Here is a 22,614-nt window from a genome sequence, read left to right on the forward strand (position 1 = left end):
TGGTACCTTTTGCGCCATGACATCGGTGCAGGACAAGGTCGTTTTCATCACCGGCGCCGGGCGCGGTATCGGCGCCGAGGTCGCCCGCAGGCTGCATAACAAGGGCGCCAAGCTCGTCCTGACCGACCTCGGCGAAGCCGAGCTCAAGTCGATCGCAGCCGAACTCGGCGGAGACGGCCGCGTGCTGACCGTCGTCGCCGACGTGCGTGACCTGCAAGCAATGCAGGCCGCCGCGGACCAGGCCGTCGAGAAGTTCGGCGGCATCGACGTGGTGGTCGCCAACGCCGGCATCGCCAGCTACGGCTCGGTGCTCACGGTCGATCCCGAGGCGGTCAAGCGGGTCATCGACGTCAACTTGATGGGCGTCTTCTACACCGTCCGCGCCACGCTGCCTTCGATCATCGACCGCCGCGGTTACGTGCTGATCGTGTCCTCGCTGGCTGCCTACGCCGCCGCGCCCGGAATGGTGCCCTACGACATGTCCAAGGCCGGGGTCGAGCATCTGGCTCACGCGCTGCGGCTGGAGGTGGCGCACCAGGGCGTCACCGTCGGGTCGGCGCACATGTCCTGGATCGACACCGCATTGGTGCGCGACACCAAGGGCGACCTGCCGGCCTTCGACGAGTTGTTGTCCAAGCTGCCTCCGCCGCTGAACAGGACCACTTCGGTCAACAAGTGCGCCGCGGCGTTCGTCAAGGGGATCGAGGGCCGCAAGACCCGGGTGTACTGCCCAGGTTGGGTGGCGGCGATGCGCTGGCTCAAGCCGGTGCTGTCGACCCGCATCGGCGAGTCCGCGATCCTCAAGACCGCGGCCGAGATCATGCCGAAAATGGACGCCCAGGTTCTCGCGCTCGGCCGTTCCACCAGCGCATATACCCAGGAACTGGAGAAGTAGCAGCCGGCGTGAAAGTCGTCGTTTGCGGCGCGGGCATTGCCGGACTGGCCACCGCGGAACGCATGTCCTCCCTCGGCGTCGAGGTGGTGCTGCTGGAACGCGCCACCGGTCCCCGCGCCCACGGCTACCTGATCGACTTCTTCGGGGCCGGCTTTGACGCGGCCGAGGCGATCGGCGTGCTGCCGGCCATCCGGGATGCCGGCTACAACTTCGACGAGGCCGGCCTGGTCGACCAACAGGGCCGCCGCCGCGCCGCCGTGTCATACGTCAAGATCGACCGTGCGCTGCGCGGCCGTCTGGTCAGCGTGCTGCGCCCCGACCTGGAAAAGATTCTGCGGGACAACCTGCCCGACGACGTCGAGTTGCGGTACGGAGCCACGGTCACCGGCGTCGATGATCACGGCGACGGTGTCACCGTGACGCTGGACGGAGGGGAAACGCTGGAGGCCGATCTGCTGATAGGCGCCGACGGAATCCACTCGACCGTGCGTTCTCTGGTGTTCGGCGACGAAGCGGACTACGTCCGCTACCTCGGATTCCACACCGCCGCTTTCGTTTTCGACGCTCCCACCATCCGCGAAGCGGTCGGCGACGACGTCGCCCTGACTGACACCATGGATCGGCAGATCGGCTTCGTCGCGTTGCGCAACGGGAAGGTGGCCGTTTTCGCCGTGCACCGCGCGCCGGATCGGCAACTGCCGGAGGACGCGCGGGCCGCGATACGTGCCGCCTACGCAGACATGGGCTGGGTGGTGCCCGAGGCATTGCAGCGCTGCCCACCCCCGCAGCAGATCTACTACGACGAGGTCGCCCAGGTCGTCATGCCGCAGTGGCGCAAGAACCGGGTGGTGCTGATCGGTGACGCCTGCTCAGCGGTGTCGCTGCTGGCCGGTCAGGGTGCCTCGCTGGCCGTCGGCGCCGCCTACGTGCTGGCCGAGCAGTTCCGCCGCACGTCATCGGTGGACCGGGCGCTGGACTTCTACGAACAGCTGTGGCGCCCGGAGATCGAGTTCACGCAGAAAGCGGCCCGTGACGCGGCCAGCCGCTACCTGCCGTCGTCGCCTTTTCAGCTATGGAAACGCCGCACCATGTTGCGGCTGGGATGGCTTCGATCGGTTAACCGGCGGATCACCGCAGCCTTGGTAGGCCCGCCGTCACCCGTGGTCGCCATGTTGCGCACCGGCTCGGAGGAGCTTCCCTAGTCCCGAAAGTCCGCAAAATGCCGCCCGGACCGGCGTGTCGTCGGCAAAACGCGGGCGCTCACCCGCGCCTGGCTGGCAGACCCAGCAGGATTAAAGCCCGAACCCGGGCCGGCGGCGCCGCAGATAACGCTCGAACTCCGCGGCCAGCGCGTCGCCGTCGATCTTGCCGAGCGCCTCGTTGACGTCCACCGCGGCGTCGCCGTGCTGCTCGAGGGACTGCACGTACTCGGCCAGCTCCTCGTCGTCGGCGGCCATTTCGGTGATCTCCTGCTCCCACGCCTCGGCCTGGGTCGGCAGATCGCCCAGCGGCACTTCCACATCGAGCACTTCCTCGACGCGCCGCAACAGCGCCACGGTCGCCTTCGGGTTGGGCGGGTGCGAGACGTAGTGCGGCACCGCCGCCCAGAATGTCACCGCGGGGATGCCGGCGGCCACGCAGGCGTACTGGAACACCCCGGCGATGCCCGTCGGGCCCTCGTACCTGGTCTCTTCCAGGCCGAACATGCGCGCCGAGTCCGAGGAATAGGCCGCGCCGGAGACCGGCACCGGCCGGGTGTGCGGTGTGTCGGCCAGCAGCGCCCCGAGTATGACGACGGTGTCGACGTTGAGCTTGTCGATGACCGCCAGCAGCTCGTCGCAGAAGGTACGCCAGCGCATGTTCGGCTCCACGCCGTGCATCAACACCACATCGCGGTCGCTGTCCGGCGGTCGGCAGTGCGAGATACGCATCGCCGGCCACTCCAGCTCCCGGGTGACGCCGTCGACCTGACGGATGACCGGGCGATTGACCTGGTAATCGTAGTACGCCTCGTCGTCGATCTCGACGATCGGCAGCGCGTCCCAGATCGCGGCCAGGTGGGTCACCGCGTCACTGGCCGCGTCGCCGGCGTCATTCCAGCCCTCGAAAGCCGCGACGACGACGGTGTTGTGCAGCTGGGGCAGCATGTCGTCGTCACCCGGCCCGCGATCCGGCAAAGTCACCCAGTAAGCCTACGGCGTGGTGAAGCGGCACCAATGCGGGTGTGGCTGCCGGAAGCGTCACGTCGTCGACTTCGCCGCAGTGGTCGTGCCTGAAGTCCTGCTGGCAACCGTGGTGGCAATCTCGCTGGGCTGCCCGAAACCCGCATATCCATAGTCCGCCTAAATTTTGTGTGACGGCAGCCGGATGTGAAATAGGTCTGGTTGGAATCTCGTTTACCGTGGTAATTACGAGATTGCCGACTAGATTCGCTGGCTGGCGCCCAAGGATGCCGCGTTCGGCGAGCGGGTCGAGTCGATCTGGGCGTCCAGGGGTCGGGTGACGACGTAGACTTTTCTGGTCGAGAGGCGTTGCAACGGATATCCGGTTAACCCGGCATCCGCCACGCTCGGCAGAGTTAAGGACGCCTTCCGCTATGGAAGGAACGTATGTGAGTGCCTCTGACACCGACACCTTCGTGCCGAACATCCGCCCCGACTGCACCGATGAGCTGACGGCCGCGCTAAGCCAGCGGATCGTGGTGATCGACGGTGCGATGGGCACGGCGATCCAGCGCGACCGCCCGGACGAGGCCGGGTATCGCGGTGAGCGGTTCAAGGACTGGCCGAGCGATCTGGTCGGAAACAACGACCTGCTCAGCCTGACGCAGCCGCACATCATCGAGGGGATCCACCGCGAGTACCTCGAGGCGGGCGCCGACATTCTGGAGACCAACACGTTCAACGCGAACGCGGTCTCACTCGCCGACTACGACATGCAGGAACTGAGCTACGAGCTCAATTACACCGGCGCCGCGCTGGCCCGCAAGGCCGCCGATGAGTACAGCACTCCGGAGAAGCCCCGCTACGTCGCCGGCGCGCTCGGACCGACGACGCGGACCGCATCGATCTCCCCGGACGTCAACGACCCCGGGGCCCGCAACGTCTCCTACGACCAACTGGTCGCCGCGTACCTCGAAGCCGCCAACGGCCTAGTCGACGGTGGCGCCGACATCATCATCATCGAGACGATCTTCGACTCGCTCAACGCCAAGGCGGCGGTGTTCGCCGTCGAGACCCTGTTCGAGGACCGCGGACGGCGCTGGCCGATCATCATCTCCGGCACCATCACCGACGCGTCCGGACGGACATTGTCCGGTCAGGTCACCGAGGCGTTCTGGAACTCGATCAGGCACGCAAAGCCGCTCGCGGTAGGCCTGAACTGCGCCCTGGGGGCGCCGGAGATGAGGCCCTACATCGCCGAGGTGGCACGGATCGCGGACACCTTCGTCTCCTGCTACCCGAACGCCGGCCTGCCCAACGCCTTCGGCGAGTACGACGAGTCCCCGGAGCGTCAAGCCGGTTACATCGCTGATTTCGCCGAAGCCGGCCTGGTGAACCTGGTCGGTGGTTGCTGCGGCACGACGCCCGCGCACATCGCCGAGATCGCGAAGGTCGTCGAGGGCAAGCCGCAGCGCAAGTTGCCGGAGATCCCGGTGGCCACCCGGCTCTCGGGCCTCGAGCCGCTCAACATCACTGACGACTCCCTGTTCGTGAACATCGGAGAGCGCACCAACATCACCGGTTCGGCCCGGTTCCGCAACCTGATCAAGGCCGAGGACTACGACACCGCCCTGTCGGTCGCCCTGCAGCAGGTCGAGGTCGGTGCGCAGGTCATCGACATCAACATGGACGAGGGCATGATCGACGGCGTCGCCGCGATGGACCGGTTCACCAAGCTGATCGCGGCCGAGCCCGACATCAGCCGCGTCCCGGTGATGATCGACTCCTCCAAGTGGGAGGTCATCGAGGCGGGCCTGAAGAACGTGCAGGGCAAGCCGATCGTCAACTCGATCTCCATGAAGGAGGGCGAGGAGAAGTTCATCCGCGAGGCGCGGCTGTGCCGCAAATATGGCGCCGCCGTCGTCGTGATGGCCTTCGACGAGCAGGGGCAGGCGGACAACCTGGAGCGCCGCAAGGAGATCTGCGGGCGCGCCTACCGGATCCTGACCGAGGAGGTCGGTTTCCCGCCCGAGGACATCATTTTCGACCCGAACTGCTTCGCGCTGGCGACGGGCATCGAGGAGCATGCGACCTACGGGATCGACTTCATCGAGGCCTGCGCCTGGATCAAGGAGAACCTGCCCGGGGTGCACATCTCCGGCGGTATCTCGAACGTGTCGTTCTCGTTCCGGGGCAACAACCCGGTCCGCGAGGCGATCCATGCGGTGTTCCTGTTCCACGCCATCAAGGCCGGCCTGGACATGGGCATCGTCAACGCGGGTGCGCTGGTGCCCTACGACTCGATCGACCCCGAACTGCGGGACCGGATCGAGGACGTCGTCCTGAACCGTCGCGAGGACGCGGCCGAGCGTCTGCTGGAGATCGCCGAACGATTCAACAGCAAGGAGACGACCGATGACGCGGTCGTCCAGGAATGGCGCAACCTCCCGGTCCGCGAGCGGATCACCCACGCCCTGGTCAAGGGCATCGACGCCCACGTTGACGCCGACACCGAGGAACTGCGCGCCGAGATCGCCGGCGCGGGCGGCCGCCCGATCGAGGTGATCGAGGGCCCGCTGATGGACGGCATGAACGTCGTCGGTGATCTCTTCGGCTCCGGCAAGATGTTCCTGCCCCAGGTCGTGAAGTCGGCCCGGGTGATGAAAAAGGCTGTCGCCTACCTGCTGCCGTTCATCGAGGCGGAGAAGGAAGAATCCAACGTCACCACGAAGGACACCAACGGCACGATCGTGATGGCGACGGTGAAGGGCGACGTCCACGACATCGGCAAGAACATCGTCGGGGTCGTCCTGCAGTGCAACAACTACGAAGTGATCGACCTCGGGGTGATGGTGCCCGCGAGCAAGATCCTGGACGCGGCGAAGGAGCACAACGCCGACATCATCGGGCTGTCCGGCCTGATCACCCCGTCCCTGGACGAGATGGTCAACTTCGCCGTCGAAATGGAACGCGAGGGATTGGAGATCCCGCTGCTGATCGGTGGCGCGACCACCTCGCGCGCCCACACGGCGGTCAAGGTGGCGCCGCGTCGCAGCGGTCCTGTCGTCTGGGTCAAGGACGCTTCCCGCTCGGTGCCGGTTGCTGCCGCGCTGCTCGACGACAAGCAGCGTCCGGCGCTGCTGGAGGCCACCGAGAAGGACTACGCATCGCTTCGCGAGCGGCACGCCCAGAAGAACGAGCGGCCGATGTTGCCGCTCGGGAAGGCCCGCGCGAACCGGACGCCGATCGAATGGGACGGCTACACGCCGCCGGTGCCCGCTCAGGGGCTCGGCGTGCGGGAGTTTCACGACTACGACCTGGCCGAGCTGCGCGAGTACATCGACTGGCAGCCGTTCTTCAACGCCTGGGAGATGAAGGGCCGGTTCCCCGACATCCTCAACAACCCGGCCACCGGCGAGGCTGCCCGCAAGTTGTACGACGACGCCCAGGAGATGCTCGACACCCTGATCAAGGAGAAGTGGCTGACTGCCAACGGGGTGATCGCGTTCTTCCCGGCGAATGCGGTGGATGACGACATCGAGGTCTACACCGACGACACCCGCACCGAGGTGCTGACCACGTTGCACAACCTGCGCCAGCAGGGCGAGCACCGCGACGGCATCCCGAACCGGTCGCTGGGTGACTTCATTGCACCCAAGGACACCGGTCTGGCGGACTACGTCGGCGCGTTCGCCGTCACGGCCGGGCTCGGCAGCCAGGAGAAGATCGTGGAGTTCAAGGCTGCCCTCGACGACTACAACGCGATTCTGCTGGAGTCGATCGCCGACCGGCTGGCAGAGGCGTTCGCCGAACGGATGCACCAACGGGTCCGCAAGGAGTTCTGGGGATTCCAACCGGACGAGGAGTTGGACAACGAGGCGCTCATCGGTGAGAAATACCGGGGGATCCGCCCTGCCCCCGGCTACCCGGCCTGCCCGGAGCACACCGAGAAGGCGACGCTGTGGAAGTTGATGGACGTCCAGGAGCGGACCGGTATCGAGCTGACGGAGTCGATGGCGATGTGGCCCGGTGCCGCCGTCAGCGGCTGGTACTTCTCCCACCCGCAGTCGCAGTACTTCGTGGTCGGCAGGATCGCGCAGGACCAGGTCGCCGATTACGCGAAGCGCAAGGGCTGGACCATGCAGGAAGCCGAGCGCTGGCTCGCCCCCAACCTCGGCTACAACCCGGAGGACTGAGCCCTACCCGCGGCCGGTTGCGCCGACGTCTGAAACAATCGCTGGTCGTGAAGACCTTCGAGGAGCTGTTCGCCCAACTCGGTGAACGTGCCCGCACCCGGCCGGCCGGCAGCGCCACCGTCGCCGCGTTGGACGCGGGCGTGCACACACTGGGCAAGAAGATCCTGGAGGAGGCCGGCGAGGTGTGGCTGGCCGCCGAGCACGAACCCGACGACGCCTTGGCCGAGGAGATCAGCCAGTTGCTGTACTGGACGCAGGTGCTGATGATCTCCCGCGGGCTGTCACTCGACGACATCTACCGGAAGCTGTGAGCATGTTGCGCATCGCGGTGCCCAACAAGGGCGCGCTGAGCGAACCGGCCAGCGAGATCCTCTCCGAGGCCGGCTACCGCCGTCGCACCGATCCCAAAGACCTCACCGTCATCGACCCGCTCAATAACGTCGAGTTCTTCTTCCTCCGGCCCAAAGACATCGCCATCTATGTCGGGTCCGGGGAACTCGACTTCGGGATCACCGGACGGGATCTGGCGCTGGATTCCGATGCGCCGGTTCGCGAGCGGCTGGCGTTGGGCTTCGGGTCCTCCAAATTCCGTTACGCCGGACCGGCCGGGCGGGACTGGACTGTCGGCGACCTGGCGGGCAAACGGATCGCCACCGCCTATCCCAATTTGGTACGAAAAGACCTGGCCGCCAAAGGAATTGACGCCACGGTGATTAGACTCGACGGCGCGGTGGAGATTTCGGTGCAACTCGGGGTCGCCGATGCCATCGCCGACGTCGTGGGTTCGGGCCGCACGCTGAGCCTGCACGATCTGGTTGCCTTCGGGGAGCCGCTGTGTGATTCGGAGGCGGTGTTGATCGAACGCGCGCAGGACCACACCAGCGCGGCCCGCGACCAATTAGTGGCCCGGGTACAGGGCGTCGTTTTCGGCCAGCAGTACCTGATGCTCGACTACGACTGCCCGCGTTCGGCGCTGGACCAGGCCACGTCGATCACGCCGGGACTCGAGTCGCCGACGATCGCGCCGCTCGCCGACCCGGACTGGGTTGCCGTGCGCGCGCTGGTGCCGCGCCGCGGCGTCAACGGCATCATGGACGAACTCGCCGCCATCGGAGCCAAAGCGATCCTGGCATCCGACATCAGGTTCTGCCGTTTCTGACCCGGTGCCTCAGCCGTAGCTGTGTTAGCGTCCCGCTGGGACAGCTGTGATGGACAAGGGCTTTCCCGCTATCGTCGCCAGGCTGTACGTCTGTCCCAGGAGGGATCGCTGTGACGCAGGTTCTCGTTCTTCTTCTCGCTCTGTTGATCGGTGTCGTCGCCGGGTTGCGGTCGCTGACCGCTCCGGCCGCGGTCTCCTGGGCGGTCTTCCTCAGCTGGCTCAATCTGCACGGCACCTGGGCGTCCTGGGTGGGAAACCTAGTGACGGTGGTGATCCTGAGCCTGCTTGCGGTCGCTGAACTGGTGAACGACAAGCTGCCCAAGACGCCGCCGCGCACCGCCCCGCCGGTCTTCGCCGTCCGCCTCATCATGGGTGGGTTCGCGGCGGCGGTCATCGGCACCGCCTGGGGACACAAGTGGGCTGCGCTGGGCGCCGGGATCGTCGGCGCGGTGCTGGGCACGATAGGTGGGTTCCAGGCTCGCCGCGCGCTGGTCGCCAAGAACGGTGGCCATGACCTGCCGATCGCGCTGCTGGAGGACGCCGTCGCGGTGCTGGGCGCGTTCGCCATCGTCGCCGGGGCAGCCGCACTGTGACAGAAACCCGGCGATTCGACGCAATCGTCGTCGGGGCCGGTCAGGCTGGGCCGCCGCTCGCCGGCCGGCTCAGCGCTGCAGGGCAGCGGGTCGCGGTCATCGAGCGCCAGCACGTCGGCGGAACCTGCGTCAACTACGGCTGCATCCCGACCAAGACGCTGGTCGCGAGTGCGCACGCCGCGCACCTGGCACGCCGGGGCGCCGAGTACGGCGTCGGGACCGGGCGGGTCACCGTCGACATGGCCAAAGTCAAGGCCCGCAAAGACGACATCATGCTCAAGGACCGTGAAGGCGTCCAGAAATGGCTGGACGGCATGGACGGCACCACGTTCTTTCGCGGGCACGCCCGCTTCGAGGACCCGCACACCATCAGGGTCGGTGACGAGCTTCTCCGGGGCGACCGGATCTTCCTCAATGTCGGCGGCCGGGCCGTGATACCGAACATCCCCGGCCTCGACGAAATCGACTACCTGACCAACGTGACGATCATGGATCTCGACACGGTGCCCGAGCATCTCGTCGTGGTGGGCGGAAGCTACATCGCGCTGGAGTTCGCCCAGATGTACCGCAGGTTCGGTGCGCGCGTCACCGTCGTCGAGCGGGGGCCCCGCCTCGCCTCACGTGAGGACGAGGACGTCTCGGCCACCATCCGGGAGATCCTGGAGGGTGAGGGTATCGACGTCCTCACCGGCGCTGACGACGTGCGGATCGCCAAGACCGATAAGGGTTTTGAGCTCACACCGACTCCCGGGGCGGAGCCTGTCGCGGGCAGCCACCTGCTGCTGGCGGTGGGGCGCCTGCCGAACACCGACGACCTGGGCCTGGCGGCGGCCGGCGTGGAAACTGACGCGCGGGGCTACATCGTGGTCGACGATCAGCTCAAGACCAATGTCGACCACATCTGGGCACTCGGTGACTGCAACGGCAAAGGCGCCTTCACCCACACCTCCTACAACGATTTCGAGATCGTCGCCGCCAACCTGCTCGATGACGATCCGCGCCGGGTCAGTGACCGCATCACCACCTATGCGCTCTACATCGACCCGCCGCTGGGGCGGGCGGGCATGACCGTCGAGCAGGCCCGTGCCGCCGGCCATAAGGTGCTGGTGGGCAAGCGGCCGATGACACGTGTCGGGCGAGCGGTCGAAAAGGGTGAAACGCAAGGGTTTATGAAGGTCGTCGTCGACGCCGACACCGACGAGATCCTGGGTGCCGCCATTTTCGGCGTAGGCGGCGACGAGGCCGTGCACTGCGTACTGGACGTGATGTCGGCCAAGGCGCCCTACACGACGCTGTCGCGCACCATGCACATCCATCCCACGGTCAGTGAGCTGATTCCCACGGTGCTGCAGGAGATGTCACCGCTCGACTGATTCTCCATCATTTGATGGACATCGCTCACGGACGCGAAGTGCTCTGCCCGGCAATCAAATTGGGGACGGCTGTCGGCTCACGCCGCCGGCTCGGTCGACCGCCGGGCCGACTGGGGCGTGAACTGCGGCCAGCCCGGGTAGGGCGGGGGTGTTCCGCCGAAGGCCGGGCAGTGCGCCTGGTGTGGGCACCAGTCGCACAATCGCGACGGGCTGGGCCGGAAGTCACCGGTCTGTCCGGCGGTTTGAATCGCACGCCAGATCGCCATCAGCGTCTTCTCGAAGCGCAGCAGTTCGTCGTGGTCGGGCGCGTAATCAAGCACCTGGCCGTCGGCCAGATAAATCAGGCGCAGCCGGGCGGGCAGCACGCCCCGGGAACGAAGTAGCGCCACCGCGTAGAACTTCATCTGGAACATCGCCTTGAACTCAGCCCTGGAATCGAACCCAGCCCGTGCGGCCGGCGGCGCTTTGCCGGTCTTGTAGTCCACTACGCGCAGTTCGCCGGTGACCGCGACATCGATCCGGTCGATGTAGCCACGAAGCAGCGTCCCGTCGGCGAGTTCCACCTCCACCCGCTGTTCACAACATTGCGGCTCGAACCGAGTCGGGTCTTCCAGCCGGTAGTAGCCCGACAGCAGCGCCTTTGCCTCGCTCAGCAGCTCGGCGCGCAGCTCAGGGGGCAGGTCGGCCGCCAGCTCCGGCTGGCCGGAGACCACCCGCTCCCATGCGCCGTCGAGCAGCGCATAGGCGGTGTCCGGGCCGCGTTGCGGCGCGGGCAGCCCGTACAGCTGCTCGAGGGCGGCGTGTACGACCGAGCCGCGCACCTGTGCCGTCGACGGCGCTTCCGGCAACCGGTCGATCGCCCGGAACCGGTACAGCAGCGGGCACTGCTTGAAGTCGGCGGCCCGCGACGGCGACAGCGCCGGCCTGGCGCGTGTCTCCGGGTAGTCCGTCATATTCGCAGCCTAGGACTGGGCTACGACAAATCACGGTCAACCCCGACCACTGGCTTCGGCGCGTCGGCTGGCACGCTGTACGCCGTGTCAGCAACCGGTCCGTTCACCGTCGGAGAGCGCGTCCAGCTCACCGACGCCAAGGGGCGCCACTACACGATCACCCTGACGCCGGGCGCCGAGTTCCACACCCACCGCGGCCGGATCGCGCACGACGTCCTGATCGGCCTGGAGCAGGGCAGTGTCGTCAAATCCAGCAACGGCGCCCACTTTCTCGTGCTGCGGCCGCTGCTGGTCGACTACGTCATGTCGATGCCGCGTGGACCGCAGGTGATCTACCCCAAGGACGCCGCGCAGATCATCCACGAGGGAGACATCTTCCCCGGCGCCCGGGTGCTCGAAGCCGGCGCCGGATCCGGTGCGCTGACCCTCTCCCTGCTGCGTGCCGTCGGGCCGCAGGGCGAGGTGGTTTCTTACGAAGCGCGCGCGGACCATGCCGAACACGCGCGGCGCAATGTCTCGAATTTTTACGGTCAGGCGCCGGAGAACTGGCAGCTGATCATCAGCGACGTCGCCGATTCAGAATTGGCTGACGCCTCTTTCGACCGGGCGGTGCTGGACATGCTGGCGCCGTGGGAGGTGCTGGACTCGGTATCCCGATTGGTCGTTGCCGGCGGGGTGCTGCTGATCTACGTCGCCACGGTCACCCAGCTCTCGAAAGTGGTGGAAGCGGTGCGGGCCCAGCAGTGCTGGACCGAACCGCGGTCCTGGGAGACGATGCAGCGCGGGTGGAACGTCGTCGGTCTGGCCGTGCGGCCTCAGCACACGATGCGCGGGCACACCGCATTTCTGGTGGCCACTCGCCGGCTGGCCCCGGGTGCGGTCGCGCCGGCGCCGCTGGGCCGCAAGCGTGAGGGACGGGACGGCTAGTCAGTCATCTGGTCAGTCGTCGCTGCGGCTAAACCCCCGCCGCACCGACAGCAACTCGAACTCCGGATGCGCCGCGACCAACCTCTCGGCCGCGTCGAGGACGTCCACCGCGTGGGCCCGGTCCCGCGACACCATGGCGACGCCGATGCCGGCCCGCCGGTGCAGCTCGTGTGAATCGGTCTCCGCCGCCGAGACGCTTAACTTGCGCTGCAACTCGGCGACGACCGGACGGATCACCGACCGCTTCTGCTTGAGGGAGCGCACGTCGCCCAAGAGCACGTCGAATTCGAGCCAGCCGATCCACATGCTCTCAGGGCGTCGGCGACGGCGTCAGTGTTGGCCCTGCCGCCGGACTCGGGGACGCAGGAGAACTCGATGACGGGACCGGCGGTGGGGGCGGAGCCGACGACGAGGCCGTCGAACTGCGGGAGTTCTGCAAAGCCAACAGCATCTCCGCGGTCTTGCGGGACAGCTGCCAATTTCCCTGGTTGGGCACGAACTCCATCGGGAAGGTGAATTCCCGGCGGTCCGGATTCGCGGTCGTGACGACGACGGTGGCCATGACGCAAGACGGATCGGTGGCCGACCACGCGACGTTGTTCGCGGTGAACGTCATGGGCAGGTAGCCGCCGTCGCGCGCGGCATTGGTGAACCTGTCCAGCGCCGCGGCCGCCTCGGGCGTCGAACCTTGCACGAGGTTGAGTTTGTTGCTCCCCGGGACGGCCGGGTCAGCGAGGCGGACCAGCACATCGGTAAGGGCTTCGGGCGCCGGCAGGGGAGCGCTCGGTGGAGCCGCAACGGTGATCGAGGACGGTGGTGGCCCCGGCGTCTGGGACGAGTCCAGCTGCCGCGCTGTGTTGTGCGAGCAGGCGGTCGCCAGCACCACCACCGCCGCCGTGACGGCGGTGCGCAGCGTTACGCAGATGTTGCCGGACATCCGGGACAGGCTCAATCGCTGGCTGTGGAGCCGACTGCGGTGCAATTCACATCGGGGGCCACCACAGGGTCGAACGTGGCGGTCAGAACGGCTGTGGCTAGGGATTTCGTGGTCACAGAAGTCCTTTCGCTCGGCCCGAATAGAAGCCGAGATTACCAGCGTGACCCAACTTGTAACTTTCAAACGGCATTTGACTGCGCACATCGATCGTGGTTGACCGGTAGCGTTGGGGGTATCCGCCACACCTATTCCTGGTGCGGGAAAGGAGCGCAACATGGGTGACTCAGAGCGTTCTGAAGCATTCAAGACCCCTCGCGATATCCCCCTGTCCAGCGACGACGCTGCCGAACTTGAACAGCTGCGGCGTGAGGCCGCAGCCCTGCGGGAGCAGCTCGATAACGCGGTCGGCCACCAGAGCCCCGCGCGTTCGGCGCGCGACGTGCATCAGCTCGAAGCCCGGATCGACTCGCTCGCGGCTCGCAATTCCAAGTTGATGGAAACTCTTAAAGAGGCCCGCCAGCAGCTATTGGCGCTGCGGGAGGAAGTCGATCGGCTGGGACAGCCGCCGAGCGGCTACGGGGTGCTGTTGGGGACTCACGACGATGAAACCGTCGACGTGTTCACCTCGGGCCGCAAGATGCGGCTGACGTGCTCACCCAACATCGACACCTCCCTCTTGAGGAAGGGCCAGACGGTCCGGCTCAACGAGGCGCTGACGGTGGTCGAGGCCGGGACATACGAGTCGGTCGGCGAGATCTCCACGCTGCGCGAGTTGCTGGCCGACGGTCACCGTGCGTTGGTGGTCGGCCACGCCGACGAGGAGCGCATCGTGTGGCTGGCCGAGCCGCTGGTCGCCGAGGATCTGCCGGAAGGCCACCCCGACGCGCTCAACGACGACACCCGGCCGCGCCGGCTGCGCCCAGGCGACTCGCTGCTGGTCGACACCAAGGCCGGTTACGCCTTTGAGCGCATTCCCAAGGCCGAGGTCGAGGACCTGGTGCTGGAAGAGGTGCCCGACGTCAGCTACGAGGACATCGGTGGTCTGACCCGCCAGATCGAGCAGATCCGCGATGCCGTCGAGTTGCCGTTCCTGCACAAGGAGCTCTACCGCGAGTACGCCTTGCGTCCGCCCAAAGGCGTGCTGCTCTACGGCCCGCCCGGTTGCGGCAAGACCCTGATCGCCAAGGCCGTGGCCAACTCCCTGGCCAAGAAGATGGCCGACCTGCGCGGCGACGACGCCCGGGAGGCGAAGTCGTACTTCCTGAACATCAAGGGCCCTGAGCTGCTCAACAAGTTCGTCGGCGAGACCGAGCGGCACATCCGGCTGATCTTCCAGCGGGCCCGCGAGAAGGCCTCCGAGGGCACCCCGGTCATCGTGTTCTTCGACGAGATGGACTCGATCTTCCGCACCCGCGGCACCGGCGTCTCCTCCGATGTCGAGACGACGGTCGTCCCGCAGCTGCTCTCGGAGATCGACGGGGTGGAGGGGCTCGAGAACGTCATCGTGATCGGCGCATCCAACCGTGAGGACATGATCGACCCGGCCATCCTGCGGCCCGGCCGTCTGGACGTGAAGATCAAGATCGAGCGACCGGACGCCGAAGCCGCACAGGATATCTTCTCGAAGTACCTGGTCGAGACGCTGCCGGTGCATGCCGACGACCTCGCCGAGTTCAACGATGACCGCGGTGCCTGCATCAGGGCGATGATCGAAAAGGTCGTCGAGCGCATGTACGCCGAGATCGACGACAACCGGTTCCTGGAAGTCACCTACGCCAATGGCGACAAGGAAGTCATGTACTTCAAGGACTTCAACTCCGGGGCGATGATCCAGAACGTGGTCGACCGCGCGAAGAAGAACGCGATCAAGTCGGTGTTGGAGACGGGCCAGCCGGGTCTGCGCATCCAGCATCTGCTCGATTCGATCGTCGACGAGTTCGCCGAGAACGAGGACCTGCCCAACACCACCAACCCCGACGACTGGGCGCGGATCTCGGGCAAGAAGGGCGAGCGGATCGTCTACATCCGCACCCTGGTCACCGGCAAGTCTTCGAGTGCGTCGCGGGCCATCGACACCGAGTCGAACCTGGGCCAGTACCTGTAATCGTCGGCCACCGTCGGCTGGCCGCGACGAGCACTAAGAACGTCTAAGGGCGTTCGCATTGCACTGCGATCGCGCGATTTCGACTGGCGAGACTAGCTGACGACGAACGGGCAATTTTTACGTAGACGACAATTTGAGCCCGACATGTGCTTGGCCAAAAACGACGCGTCAGTACTGCTGTGGTCGTAATATCTGTCCGATTCTGCGAGGAATTCGCCTGTGTGAATCGATAGGAGAACCACGATGGTCAATTTCGCGATCTTGCCACCGGAGATCAATTCGTTGCGGATGTATGTCGGTGCGGGTTCGGCGCCGATGCTGGAGGCCGCGGCGGCCTGGAACGGGTTGGCGGCGGAATTGGGTTCGGCCGCGTCGTCGTTTTCATCGGTTACCTCGGGACTGGTAAGTCAGGCGTGGCAAGGCCCGGCGGCGGCGGCAATGGCGGCTGCGGCGGCACCGTATGCGGGATTCTTGAGCGCCGCCTCCGGCCAAGCTCAGGGGGCCGCCGCGCAGGCCGAGACGGTAGCCAGCGTGTTTGAGACGGCACGCGCTGCAATGGTTCACCCACTGGAGGTGGCGGCCAACCGCAGCGCGTTTGTACAGCTGGTCCGATCGAATTGGCTGGGTCTCAGCACACCGGCGATCATGGCAGTCGAGGGCCTATACGAAGAAATGTGGGCTGCCGACGTGACGGCGATGACGGGCTATCACGCCGGGGCGTCGATGGCAGCCGCTCAACTCTTCCCGATACCGGCCAGTCTGCAGCAATTCCTCAACACCCTGCCCAACTTGGGCCTGGGCAACATCGGTAACGCCAACCTAGGCGGCGGCAACACCGGAAGCGGCAACGTCGGTGACGGCAACACCGGCAGCTCCAACCTGGGCGGCGGCAACCTCGGCAACAACAACATCGGCAGCGGAAACTACGGCAGCGACAACTTCGGCTCCGGAAACCGTGGCAACGCGAACGTCGGTTTCGGCAATTTCGGTCTCGGCTCGGATCCCGGCCGCAACGTGGGCCTGGGCAACCGTGGCAATAACAACGTCGGCTTCGGCAACGCCGGCAATTTCAATCAGGGCGGCGGTAACGCCGGCAACGGCAACACTGGTGCGGGCAACACCGGCAACAACAACTTCGGCTTCGGAAACACCGGTAACGGAAACATCGGAATCGGACTCACCGGCGACAATCAGGTGGGCATCAACCTCGCCGGCTTGCTGAACTCGGGCAGCGGCAACATCGGCTTCGGAAACTCGGGCACCAACAATATCGGCTTCTTCAACTCCGGCAGCGGCAACATCGGTATTTTCAATACCGGCGCATTCGTCGGTGAGCCCGCCCCCAACAATATTGGCTTCGGAAATTCCTCCGTTGACAACTTCGGCATCGGGAATTCGGGAGGTGCAAACTTCGGCTTCGGAAACGCAGGAGAGCTGAACACCGGTTTCGGTAATGCGGGCGTGCTGAACACGGGTGCGGGGAATGCCGCCAGCTACAACACGGGCTTCTGGAACTCCGGCTTCACAAATACGGGGATTGGAAACTCCGGCATCGTCAACACGGGCATGTGGAACTCGGGCGACGTGAACACGGGTTTTGGTGCGATCACCGACACCGGCCTGACCCGCTCGGGCTTCAATAACGTCGGAACCTCGGTATCGGGCTTCTTCAACACGGCCAGCGGCGGAAGCGGCACGAACGGCATCATCTCGGGCATTGGCAACACGGCCAGCGGCGGAACAGTTCTTAACGGACAGATGTCGGGCTTCTTCAACAATGCTTTCCCGGGGAGCATCAGCCCGTTGTTCAGCGGGTCGCTTTCCGGTTTGGCCAATATGGGCACCGGATTAGCAGGCTTCTTCAGCCTCGGTCGGCTGTGGCAATCCGCCTAGGTCGCGCATCCAGCTAACTCGGCGACGCGGCTCAGGCCGAGATCAGCGAGTAGCTATTGGTCAGGTCGTCCTGCAGCACCTCGGCGGCCTGCGTGGTGGTGTCCACGCGCAGTGTCTCGGGAAGCACCCGCGAGTGGTAGGTCCATCCCGCCGGCAGGTTGAGACGGTCGCCCAGCTTCGGGAGGTCGGCCCGCGACAGCGTGGGGTCGACGACCTGACTCCAGGTCTGCATGACCCACTGCCGCCCGTGCGGGTCCTGAAGTTCGTAGACCTCTTGGCCGGCGTCGAAGACGAACACCGTGTTGCGGCTGACCTGATTGACGCTGTAGGGCGCCGGATTCATAGAGGCCAGCAGCACCGTGGCCTGCAGAATCATGTCGATGCCGCCGAAGTTCTTGATGATCTGCGGACCCTGCTGAGTCTTTTCGATGCTGTTCATCAGCCAGTAGCGCGGGCCGTTCAGCAATGCCGTGGCGGCACCGTGCTCGGTCGCGATGGCGTGGGCATCCAACGCCGACCAGAGCTCGGCGGGGCAGTCGTTGAGCGGAAAACTGTTGTAGACGGTGGCTTGGGGGCCTGCCTCGCCAGGCGTTACGAGAAGCACTTCGCCGTAACGTTTTCCGGAAAGGTCGCCCGAATCTTGGTGGGCTGCTGAGGGAGATTGAGGGGCTGACACCAGGGTGAACCTAATCACCCAGGTCAGCGGCGTCAACACTGGTCACCGGCGGGTTTGCCACCCTATTGCAGTAGCGGTTGCGCGCGGTCAGCGTCGCGTGCAGATCGTCGATCAGCGGGTCGACGAAATTCGAGCGGTAATCGTCGTCGCCGGCCGCACGGGCACTGATGTACATAAATGTCAGCGCGCCCAGGAACAGACACAGGTGGATCAGCGAATCGGGCACCGGCACCGTCAGGCCCAGCATGGTCGCGTCATAGTCGGTGGTGTGCGCCCACTCTTTGAGCAGGGCGGGCGTCAGCACGATCAGGCCGAGCAGCACGTAGATCCCAGCGGTAAGGGCCGCGACCACAGCGATCTGTGCCAGCTGCGACGCAGCAAGTACGAAGATCACATTGACGCGTTCGGCCCGGGTCAGCGGGGGCCGGCCAGGCGGGTCGGCCATGGTCTCAAAGGGCGTACCGGCAAGACGCTCGGCGTCTTTGGGCGCCACCGCCGACGACCGAAGCATAGGTTTCACCCGCTCCGCGGTCGCGGAGACCACGAACGCGGCGGCGATGCCGACGAGGAAGAGCACCGCCAAGGCCAGACGGTCGCCGCTGATCGTCGCCGACATCAACCAGACGTTTCCGTTGAAGAACACCAGCGTCGTCAACAACACCACGGGCAAGGCCCGGACCGCGAGGCTGCCGATCGAGGCAAGGTGCGACAGCGTCATCCGTGTCGTCCAGCCGACTACGGAACCGACGCCGCAGCCGGTCAACACCATGAACACGACCGCGGTGATCACCGTGTCCGGAAGATGGGCCGCGCCGGATTCGATGACGACGACGATGCCCACGATGGTGACCGCCGCCGTCGCCGCCAACGCCCGGTACCGGCGATCGGCGATGCGGGACACGGACCACCCGGCAGCGGCCATGGCCACGGGTGCCAGTCCGATGAGCCCGAGTAGCGCCCACTCACGGGCTGACGGAGTCCCCTCGATGACGATGTCCTGCCTGCCGTCGGTGAGGAAAAACATTGGCAGGCTCCAGCAGTGCAGGCCCGCATAGGCCGCCAGGACGGGCGCCGACCGCGACCACAGCCGCCGCCACCTGCCTCGCGTCGTCAGCACCGAGGGCAGACCGCGCTGCAGAAACCAACTCTCAGCGTCGTCGGTAACCGTCGCCCGGCGTGTCCGCGAGCGCAGTGAAGGGCTCATGGCGGCTCAGATTAACCGGGAATGGCCGGGTCGATTTCGGTGCGAGGCACCCACTGCTGATCGGGGGTCGTGGCGGGACCGTAGTCTTTAACTCATGCAACGGATTATCGGGACGGAGGTCGAGTACGGCATCTCCTCGCCGTCGGACCCGACCGCCAACCCGATCCTCACTTCGACACAGGCAGTGCTCGCGTATGCGGCCGCCGCGGGTATCCAGCGCGCCAAGCGGACCCGCTGGGACTACGAGGTCGAGTCGCCGCTGCGCGACGCCCGCGGCTTCGATCTGAGCCGCTCGGCCGGGCCGCCCCCGGTCGTCGACGCCGACGAGGTCGGCGCGGCCAACATGATCCTCACCAACGGCGCGCGACTGTACGTCGACCACGCGCACCCGGAGTATTCCGCGCCCGAGTGCACGGACCCGATGGATGCGGTGATCTGGGACAAAGCCGGCGAGCGTGTGATGGAGGCCGCTGCCCGGCACGTGGCCAGCGTCCCCGGCGCGGCGAAGCTGCAGCTCTACAAGAACAACGTCGACGGCAAGGGCGCGTCCTACGGGTCGCACGAGAACTATCTGATGTCGCGGCAGACTCCGTTCTCGTCCATCATCGCGGGGCTCACCCCCTTCCTGGTGTCCCGGCAGGTGGTGACCGGCTCCGGGCGGGTAGGCATCGGCGCATCGGGGGACGAGGCCGGCTTCCAGCTCTCGCAGCGCTCGGACTACATCGAGGTCGAGGTCGGCCTGGAGACCACTCTCAAGCGCGGCATCATCAATACCCGTGACGAACCGCACGCCGACGCCGACAGGTACCGCCGGCTGCACGTCATCATCGGCGACGCCAACCTGGCTGAGACTTCGACCTACCTCAAGCTGGGCACCACGGCGCTGGTTCTCGACCTGATCGAAGAAGGCATCGATCTGGCCGACCTGGCGTTGGCGCGCCCGGTGCATGCGGTGCACGCGATCAGTCGCGACCCGTCACTGCGTCAGACCGTGGCGCTGGCCGACGGCCGGGAACTGACCGGGCTTGCGCTGCAACGGATCTACCTCGATCGGGTGGCCAAGCTGGTCGACAGCCGGGACCCGGACCCACGCGCGTCGCACGTGGTGGAGACCTGGGCCGAGGTGCTCGACCTGCTCGAACGTGACCCGATGGAGTGCGCCGAGCTGCTGGACTGGCCGGCCAAGCTGCGGCTGCTCGAAGGTTTCCGGCAGCGGGAGAACCTGAACTGGTCTGCCCCCCGCCTGCACCTGGTGGACCTGCAGTACTCCGACGTCCGGCTGGACAAGGGCCTGTACAACCGGCTGGTCGCGCGAGGCTCGATGAAGCGGCTGGTTACCGAGCCGCAGGTGCTGGCCGCGGTCGACAATCCGCCGACGGACACCCGGGCGTACTTCCGCGGCGAATGTCTGCGCCGGTTCGGGGCCGACATCGCGGCGGCGAGCTGGGATTCGGTGATTTTCGATCTCGGTGGCGACTCGCTGGTGCGGATCCCGACGCTCGAGCCGCTGCGGGGCAGCAAGGCGCACGTCGGTGCGCTGCTCGATTCGGTGGACAGCGCGGTCGAACTGGTGGAACAACTGACCAGCTGAGCCGGGAAACGTCGGTGCTGACCGGTAGGGTAGAGAAAAGCCATCGGGCGAATGGACACACGCCCGCGGCGCACGACGAAGCAGGAGGCGGCGATGGCGCAGGAGCAGACTAAACGCGGTGGCGGTGGCGGCGACGATGACGACATCACCGGTGCGACGGCAGCAGGCCAGGAGCGTCGCGAGAAGCTGACCGAGGAGACCGACGATCTGCTCGACGAGATTGACGACGTCCTGGAAGAGAACGCCGAGGACTTTGTGCGCGCTTACGTCCAAAAGGGCGGCCAGTGACCTGGTCGTTTCCCGATCGCCTGTCCCTCAATTCAGCTCAACCCGGATCCGTAGACCTGTCGTCGTTCGCTGACTTCTTGCGTCGCCAGGCTCCTGATCTGCTGCCCGCGAGCCTAAGCAGCGCAACCGTGGGTGACCAGTTGCCGCATGGCACCACGATTGTGGCGCTGAAGTATCCCGGTGGTGTCCTGATCGCCGGCGACCGCCGCTCGACGCAGGGCAACATGATCGCCGGCCGTGATGTCCGCAAGGTCTACATCACCGACGACTACACCGCCACGGGCATCGCCGGCACCGCGGCGATCGCGGTCGAGTTCGCGCGGCTCTACGCCGTCGAACTCGAACACTACGAAAAGCTCGAAGGCGTACCCCTGACCTTCGCCGGCAAGGTGAACCGCTTGGCCATCATGGTCCGCGGCAACCTGCCGGCCGCGATGCAGGGCTTGGTGGCGCTGCCGCTGCTGGTCGGGTACGACATTCACGCCGCCGATGCCGAATCGGCCGGCCGCATCGTCTCCTTCGACGCCGCGGGCGGCTGGAACATCGAGGAAGAGGGATATCAGTCGGTGGGGTCGGGGTCGATCTTTGCGAAGTCGTCGATCAAGAAGCTGTATTCCCAAGTGTCCGACGCGGATTCGGCTCTCCGTGTGGCGGTGGAGGCGCTCTATGACGCCGCCGACGACGACTCCGCCACCGGCGGGCCGGACCTGGTTCGCGGTATCTACCCGACCGCTGTCACCATCGACGCCGACGGGGCGATGGAGATCCCGGAGCGGCGCATTGCCGAGCTGGCCCGGGGAGTCATCGAAAGTCGTTCGCGCGCAGACACTTTCGGCCCTGATGGCGGTGAGAAGTGAGCTTCCCGTATTTCATCTCGCCTGAGCAGGCGATGCGCGAGCGCAGCGAGCTCGCGCGCAAAGGCATCGCCCGCGGCCGCAGCGTCGTCGTCCTGGCCTACTCCGGCGGCGTGCTGTTCGTGGCGGAGAACCCGTCGCGGTCGCTGCAGAAGATCAGCGAACTCTACGACCGGGTAGGGTTCGCCGCGGCCGGCAAGTTCAACGAGTTCGACAACTTGCGCCGCGGTGGAATCCAATTCGCCGACACCCGCGGCTATGCCTATGACCGCCGCGATGTCACGGGGCGCCAACTGGCCAACGTTTACGCGCAGACGCTGGGCAGCATCTTCACCGAACAGGCCAAACCGTACGAGGTCGAGTTGTGCGTGGCCGAGGTTGCGCACTACGGCGAGACGAAAGCCCCTGAGCTTTACCGGATCACCTACGACGGGTCGATCGCCGACGAGCCGCATTACGTGGTGATGGGTGGTACTACCGAGCCGATCATCAACGCGCTCAAGGAGTCCTACACCGAGAACGCCCACCTGGGCGATGCGTTGAAGGTGGCGGTCAACGCGTTGCGGGCCAACAGCAGCGACAACGCGACCAACGGCCAGCCCTCCCTGGACGTGGCCAGTCTTGAAGTCGCGATCCTGGACGCCAACCGTCCGCGGCGGGCATTCCGCCGCATCAACCGGGCGACCCTGGAATCGCTGCTGCAGGACGGGGAGTCCGGCGAGGCGGAGGCCGAGGAGTCGTCGGAGGGTGCGCAGCAGCCGGAAACCCCGGAGAAACAAGCCGAGCCGAACGGCGACTCGTCGGCGTAG

Annotated in this window: 20 protein-coding genes; 14 read left to right on the top strand and 6 right to left on the bottom strand. The window is 66.0% G+C overall.

The genetic code is table 11. The features are described 5' to 3' along the window. Positions 1–16 precede the first annotated feature (16 nt). Together ACNQS7_RS32980 and ACNQS7_RS32985 are read left to right on the top strand one after the other, a co-directional pair. Positions 17–895 carry an SDR family oxidoreductase gene (locus ACNQS7_RS32980; RefSeq protein ID WP_418015817.1) on the top strand — a complete coding sequence of 293 codons (879 nt, stop codon included), beginning with the start codon at positions 17–19 and terminating at the stop codon, positions 893–895. An 8-nt stretch (positions 896–903) separates the two neighbouring features. Continuing rightward, complete coding sequence (locus tag ACNQS7_RS32985; RefSeq protein ID WP_418015818.1) at positions 904–2,097, top strand: FAD-dependent monooxygenase; 1,194 nt, start codon at positions 904–906, stop codon at positions 2,095–2,097. Positions 2,098–2,187: 90 nt separating this feature from the next. Here the strand turns inward: ACNQS7_RS32985 and ACNQS7_RS32990 are convergent, their stop codons facing one another. Continuing rightward, the gene (locus ACNQS7_RS32990) at positions 2,188–3,042 is read right to left on the bottom strand and encodes a PAC2 family protein (protein WP_055579759.1); all 855 of its coding nucleotides are present in this window, start codon (positions 3,040–3,042) and stop codon (positions 2,188–2,190) included. Between the two features lie 449 nt (positions 3,043–3,491). Here ACNQS7_RS32990 and metH point away from each other — a divergent pair, with 449 nt between their 5' ends. The 5 genes from metH (at position 3,492) to ACNQS7_RS33015 (ending at position 10,378) form a co-directional block, all read left to right on the top strand. Further along, positions 3,492–7,253 carry a methionine synthase gene (gene metH / locus ACNQS7_RS32995; RefSeq protein WP_418015819.1) on the top strand — a complete coding sequence of 1,254 codons (3,762 nt, stop codon included), beginning with the start codon at positions 3,492–3,494 and terminating at the stop codon, positions 7,251–7,253. A 29-nt stretch (positions 7,254–7,282) separates the two neighbouring features. Beyond that, entirely contained in the window at positions 7,283–7,564 is a 282-nt protein-coding gene (locus tag ACNQS7_RS33000) for a phosphoribosyl-ATP diphosphatase (RefSeq protein WP_418016257.1), read from the top strand. 2 nt (positions 7,565–7,566) lie between these two features. Further along, positions 7,567–8,412 (top strand): ATP phosphoribosyltransferase, encoded by an 846-nt coding sequence (gene hisG, locus ACNQS7_RS33005; RefSeq protein WP_055579741.1) that lies wholly within the window; start codon positions 7,567–7,569, stop codon positions 8,410–8,412. A 110-nt stretch (positions 8,413–8,522) separates the two neighbouring features. After that, complete coding sequence (locus tag ACNQS7_RS33010) at positions 8,523–9,005, top strand: DUF4126 domain-containing protein (protein ID WP_418015820.1); 483 nt, start codon at positions 8,523–8,525, stop codon at positions 9,003–9,005. Beyond that, complete coding sequence (locus ACNQS7_RS33015) at positions 9,002–10,378, top strand: FAD-containing oxidoreductase (protein ID WP_418015821.1); 1,377 nt, start codon at positions 9,002–9,004, stop codon at positions 10,376–10,378. Before ACNQS7_RS33010 ends, ACNQS7_RS33015 begins: the two co-directional genes overlap by 4 nt. 77 nt (positions 10,379–10,455) lie before the next feature. Here ACNQS7_RS33015 and ACNQS7_RS33020 read toward each other — a convergent pair whose 3' ends face one another. Further along, positions 10,456–11,331 (bottom strand): PD-(D/E)XK nuclease family protein, encoded by an 876-nt coding sequence (locus tag ACNQS7_RS33020; protein ID WP_418015822.1) that lies wholly within the window; start codon positions 11,329–11,331, stop codon positions 10,456–10,458. 84 nt (positions 11,332–11,415) lie between these two features. Here ACNQS7_RS33020 and trmI point away from each other — a divergent pair, with 84 nt between their 5' ends. Further along, the gene (trmI, locus tag ACNQS7_RS33025) at positions 11,416–12,258 is read left to right on the top strand and encodes a tRNA (adenine(58)-N(1))-methyltransferase TrmI (protein WP_418015823.1); all 843 of its coding nucleotides are present in this window, start codon (positions 11,416–11,418) and stop codon (positions 12,256–12,258) included. A 12-nt stretch (positions 12,259–12,270) separates the two neighbouring features. Here trmI and ACNQS7_RS33030 read toward each other — a convergent pair whose 3' ends face one another. Both ACNQS7_RS33030 and ACNQS7_RS33035 read right to left on the bottom strand, forming a co-directional pair. Next, positions 12,271–12,564 carry a DUF503 domain-containing protein gene (locus ACNQS7_RS33030; RefSeq protein WP_418015824.1) on the bottom strand — a complete coding sequence of 98 codons (294 nt, stop codon included), beginning with the start codon at positions 12,562–12,564 and terminating at the stop codon, positions 12,271–12,273. Positions 12,565–12,568: 4 nt separating this feature from the next. Next, entirely contained in the window at positions 12,569–13,195 is a 627-nt protein-coding gene (locus ACNQS7_RS33035) for a hypothetical protein (protein WP_418015825.1), read from the bottom strand. A 274-nt stretch (positions 13,196–13,469) separates the two neighbouring features. Between ACNQS7_RS33035 and arc the strand changes: the two genes are divergently transcribed. Together arc and ACNQS7_RS33045 are read left to right on the top strand one after the other, a co-directional pair. Beyond that, a complete protein-coding gene (gene arc, locus ACNQS7_RS33040) occupies positions 13,470–15,299 on the top strand; it encodes a proteasome ATPase (RefSeq protein WP_418015826.1) in 1,830 nt (609 codons plus the stop codon). A gap of 243 nt (positions 15,300–15,542) precedes the next feature. Further along, positions 15,543–17,192 (top strand): PPE domain-containing protein, encoded by a 1,650-nt coding sequence (locus ACNQS7_RS33045; RefSeq protein ID WP_418015827.1) that lies wholly within the window; start codon positions 15,543–15,545, stop codon positions 17,190–17,192. A 31-nt stretch (positions 17,193–17,223) separates the two neighbouring features. On the opposite strand, the gene ACNQS7_RS33050 is transcribed toward ACNQS7_RS33045, so the two are convergent. Both ACNQS7_RS33050 and ACNQS7_RS33055 read right to left on the bottom strand, forming a co-directional pair. Then, positions 17,224–17,868, bottom strand: a complete 645-nt coding sequence (locus ACNQS7_RS33050; protein WP_418016258.1) for a hypothetical protein — start codon at positions 17,866–17,868, stop codon at positions 17,224–17,226. A gap of 10 nt (positions 17,869–17,878) precedes the next feature. Next, on the bottom strand, positions 17,879–19,072 hold the full coding sequence (locus ACNQS7_RS33055) for a hypothetical protein (RefSeq protein ID WP_418015828.1): 1,194 nt from the start codon (positions 19,070–19,072) through the stop codon (positions 17,879–17,881). Positions 19,073–19,166: 94 nt separating this feature from the next. Between ACNQS7_RS33055 and dop the strand changes: the two genes are divergently transcribed. From dop to prcA, 4 genes are all read left to right on the top strand, one after another. Then, entirely contained in the window at positions 19,167–20,663 is a 1,497-nt protein-coding gene (dop, locus tag ACNQS7_RS33060; RefSeq protein ID WP_055579731.1) for a pup deamidase/depupylase, read from the top strand. Between the two features lie 93 nt (positions 20,664–20,756). Beyond that, positions 20,757–20,951, top strand: a complete 195-nt coding sequence (locus ACNQS7_RS33065) for a ubiquitin-like protein Pup (protein WP_055579756.1) — start codon at positions 20,757–20,759, stop codon at positions 20,949–20,951. After that, positions 20,948–21,808, top strand: coding sequence for a proteasome subunit beta (gene prcB, locus ACNQS7_RS33070; RefSeq protein ID WP_418015829.1), 861 nt, complete (start codon positions 20,948–20,950; stop codon positions 21,806–21,808). The genes ACNQS7_RS33065 and prcB overlap by 4 nt, the downstream gene beginning before the upstream one ends. After that, on the top strand, positions 21,805–22,614 hold the full coding sequence (gene prcA / locus ACNQS7_RS33075) for a proteasome subunit alpha (protein ID WP_418015831.1): 810 nt from the start codon (positions 21,805–21,807) through the stop codon (positions 22,612–22,614). The genes prcB and prcA overlap by 4 nt, the downstream gene beginning before the upstream one ends.

It is taken from the genome of Mycobacterium sp. 23, from assembly GCF_048287075.1.
Classification (GTDB): domain Bacteria; phylum Actinomycetota; class Actinomycetes; order Mycobacteriales; family Mycobacteriaceae; genus Mycobacterium; species Mycobacterium gordonae_B.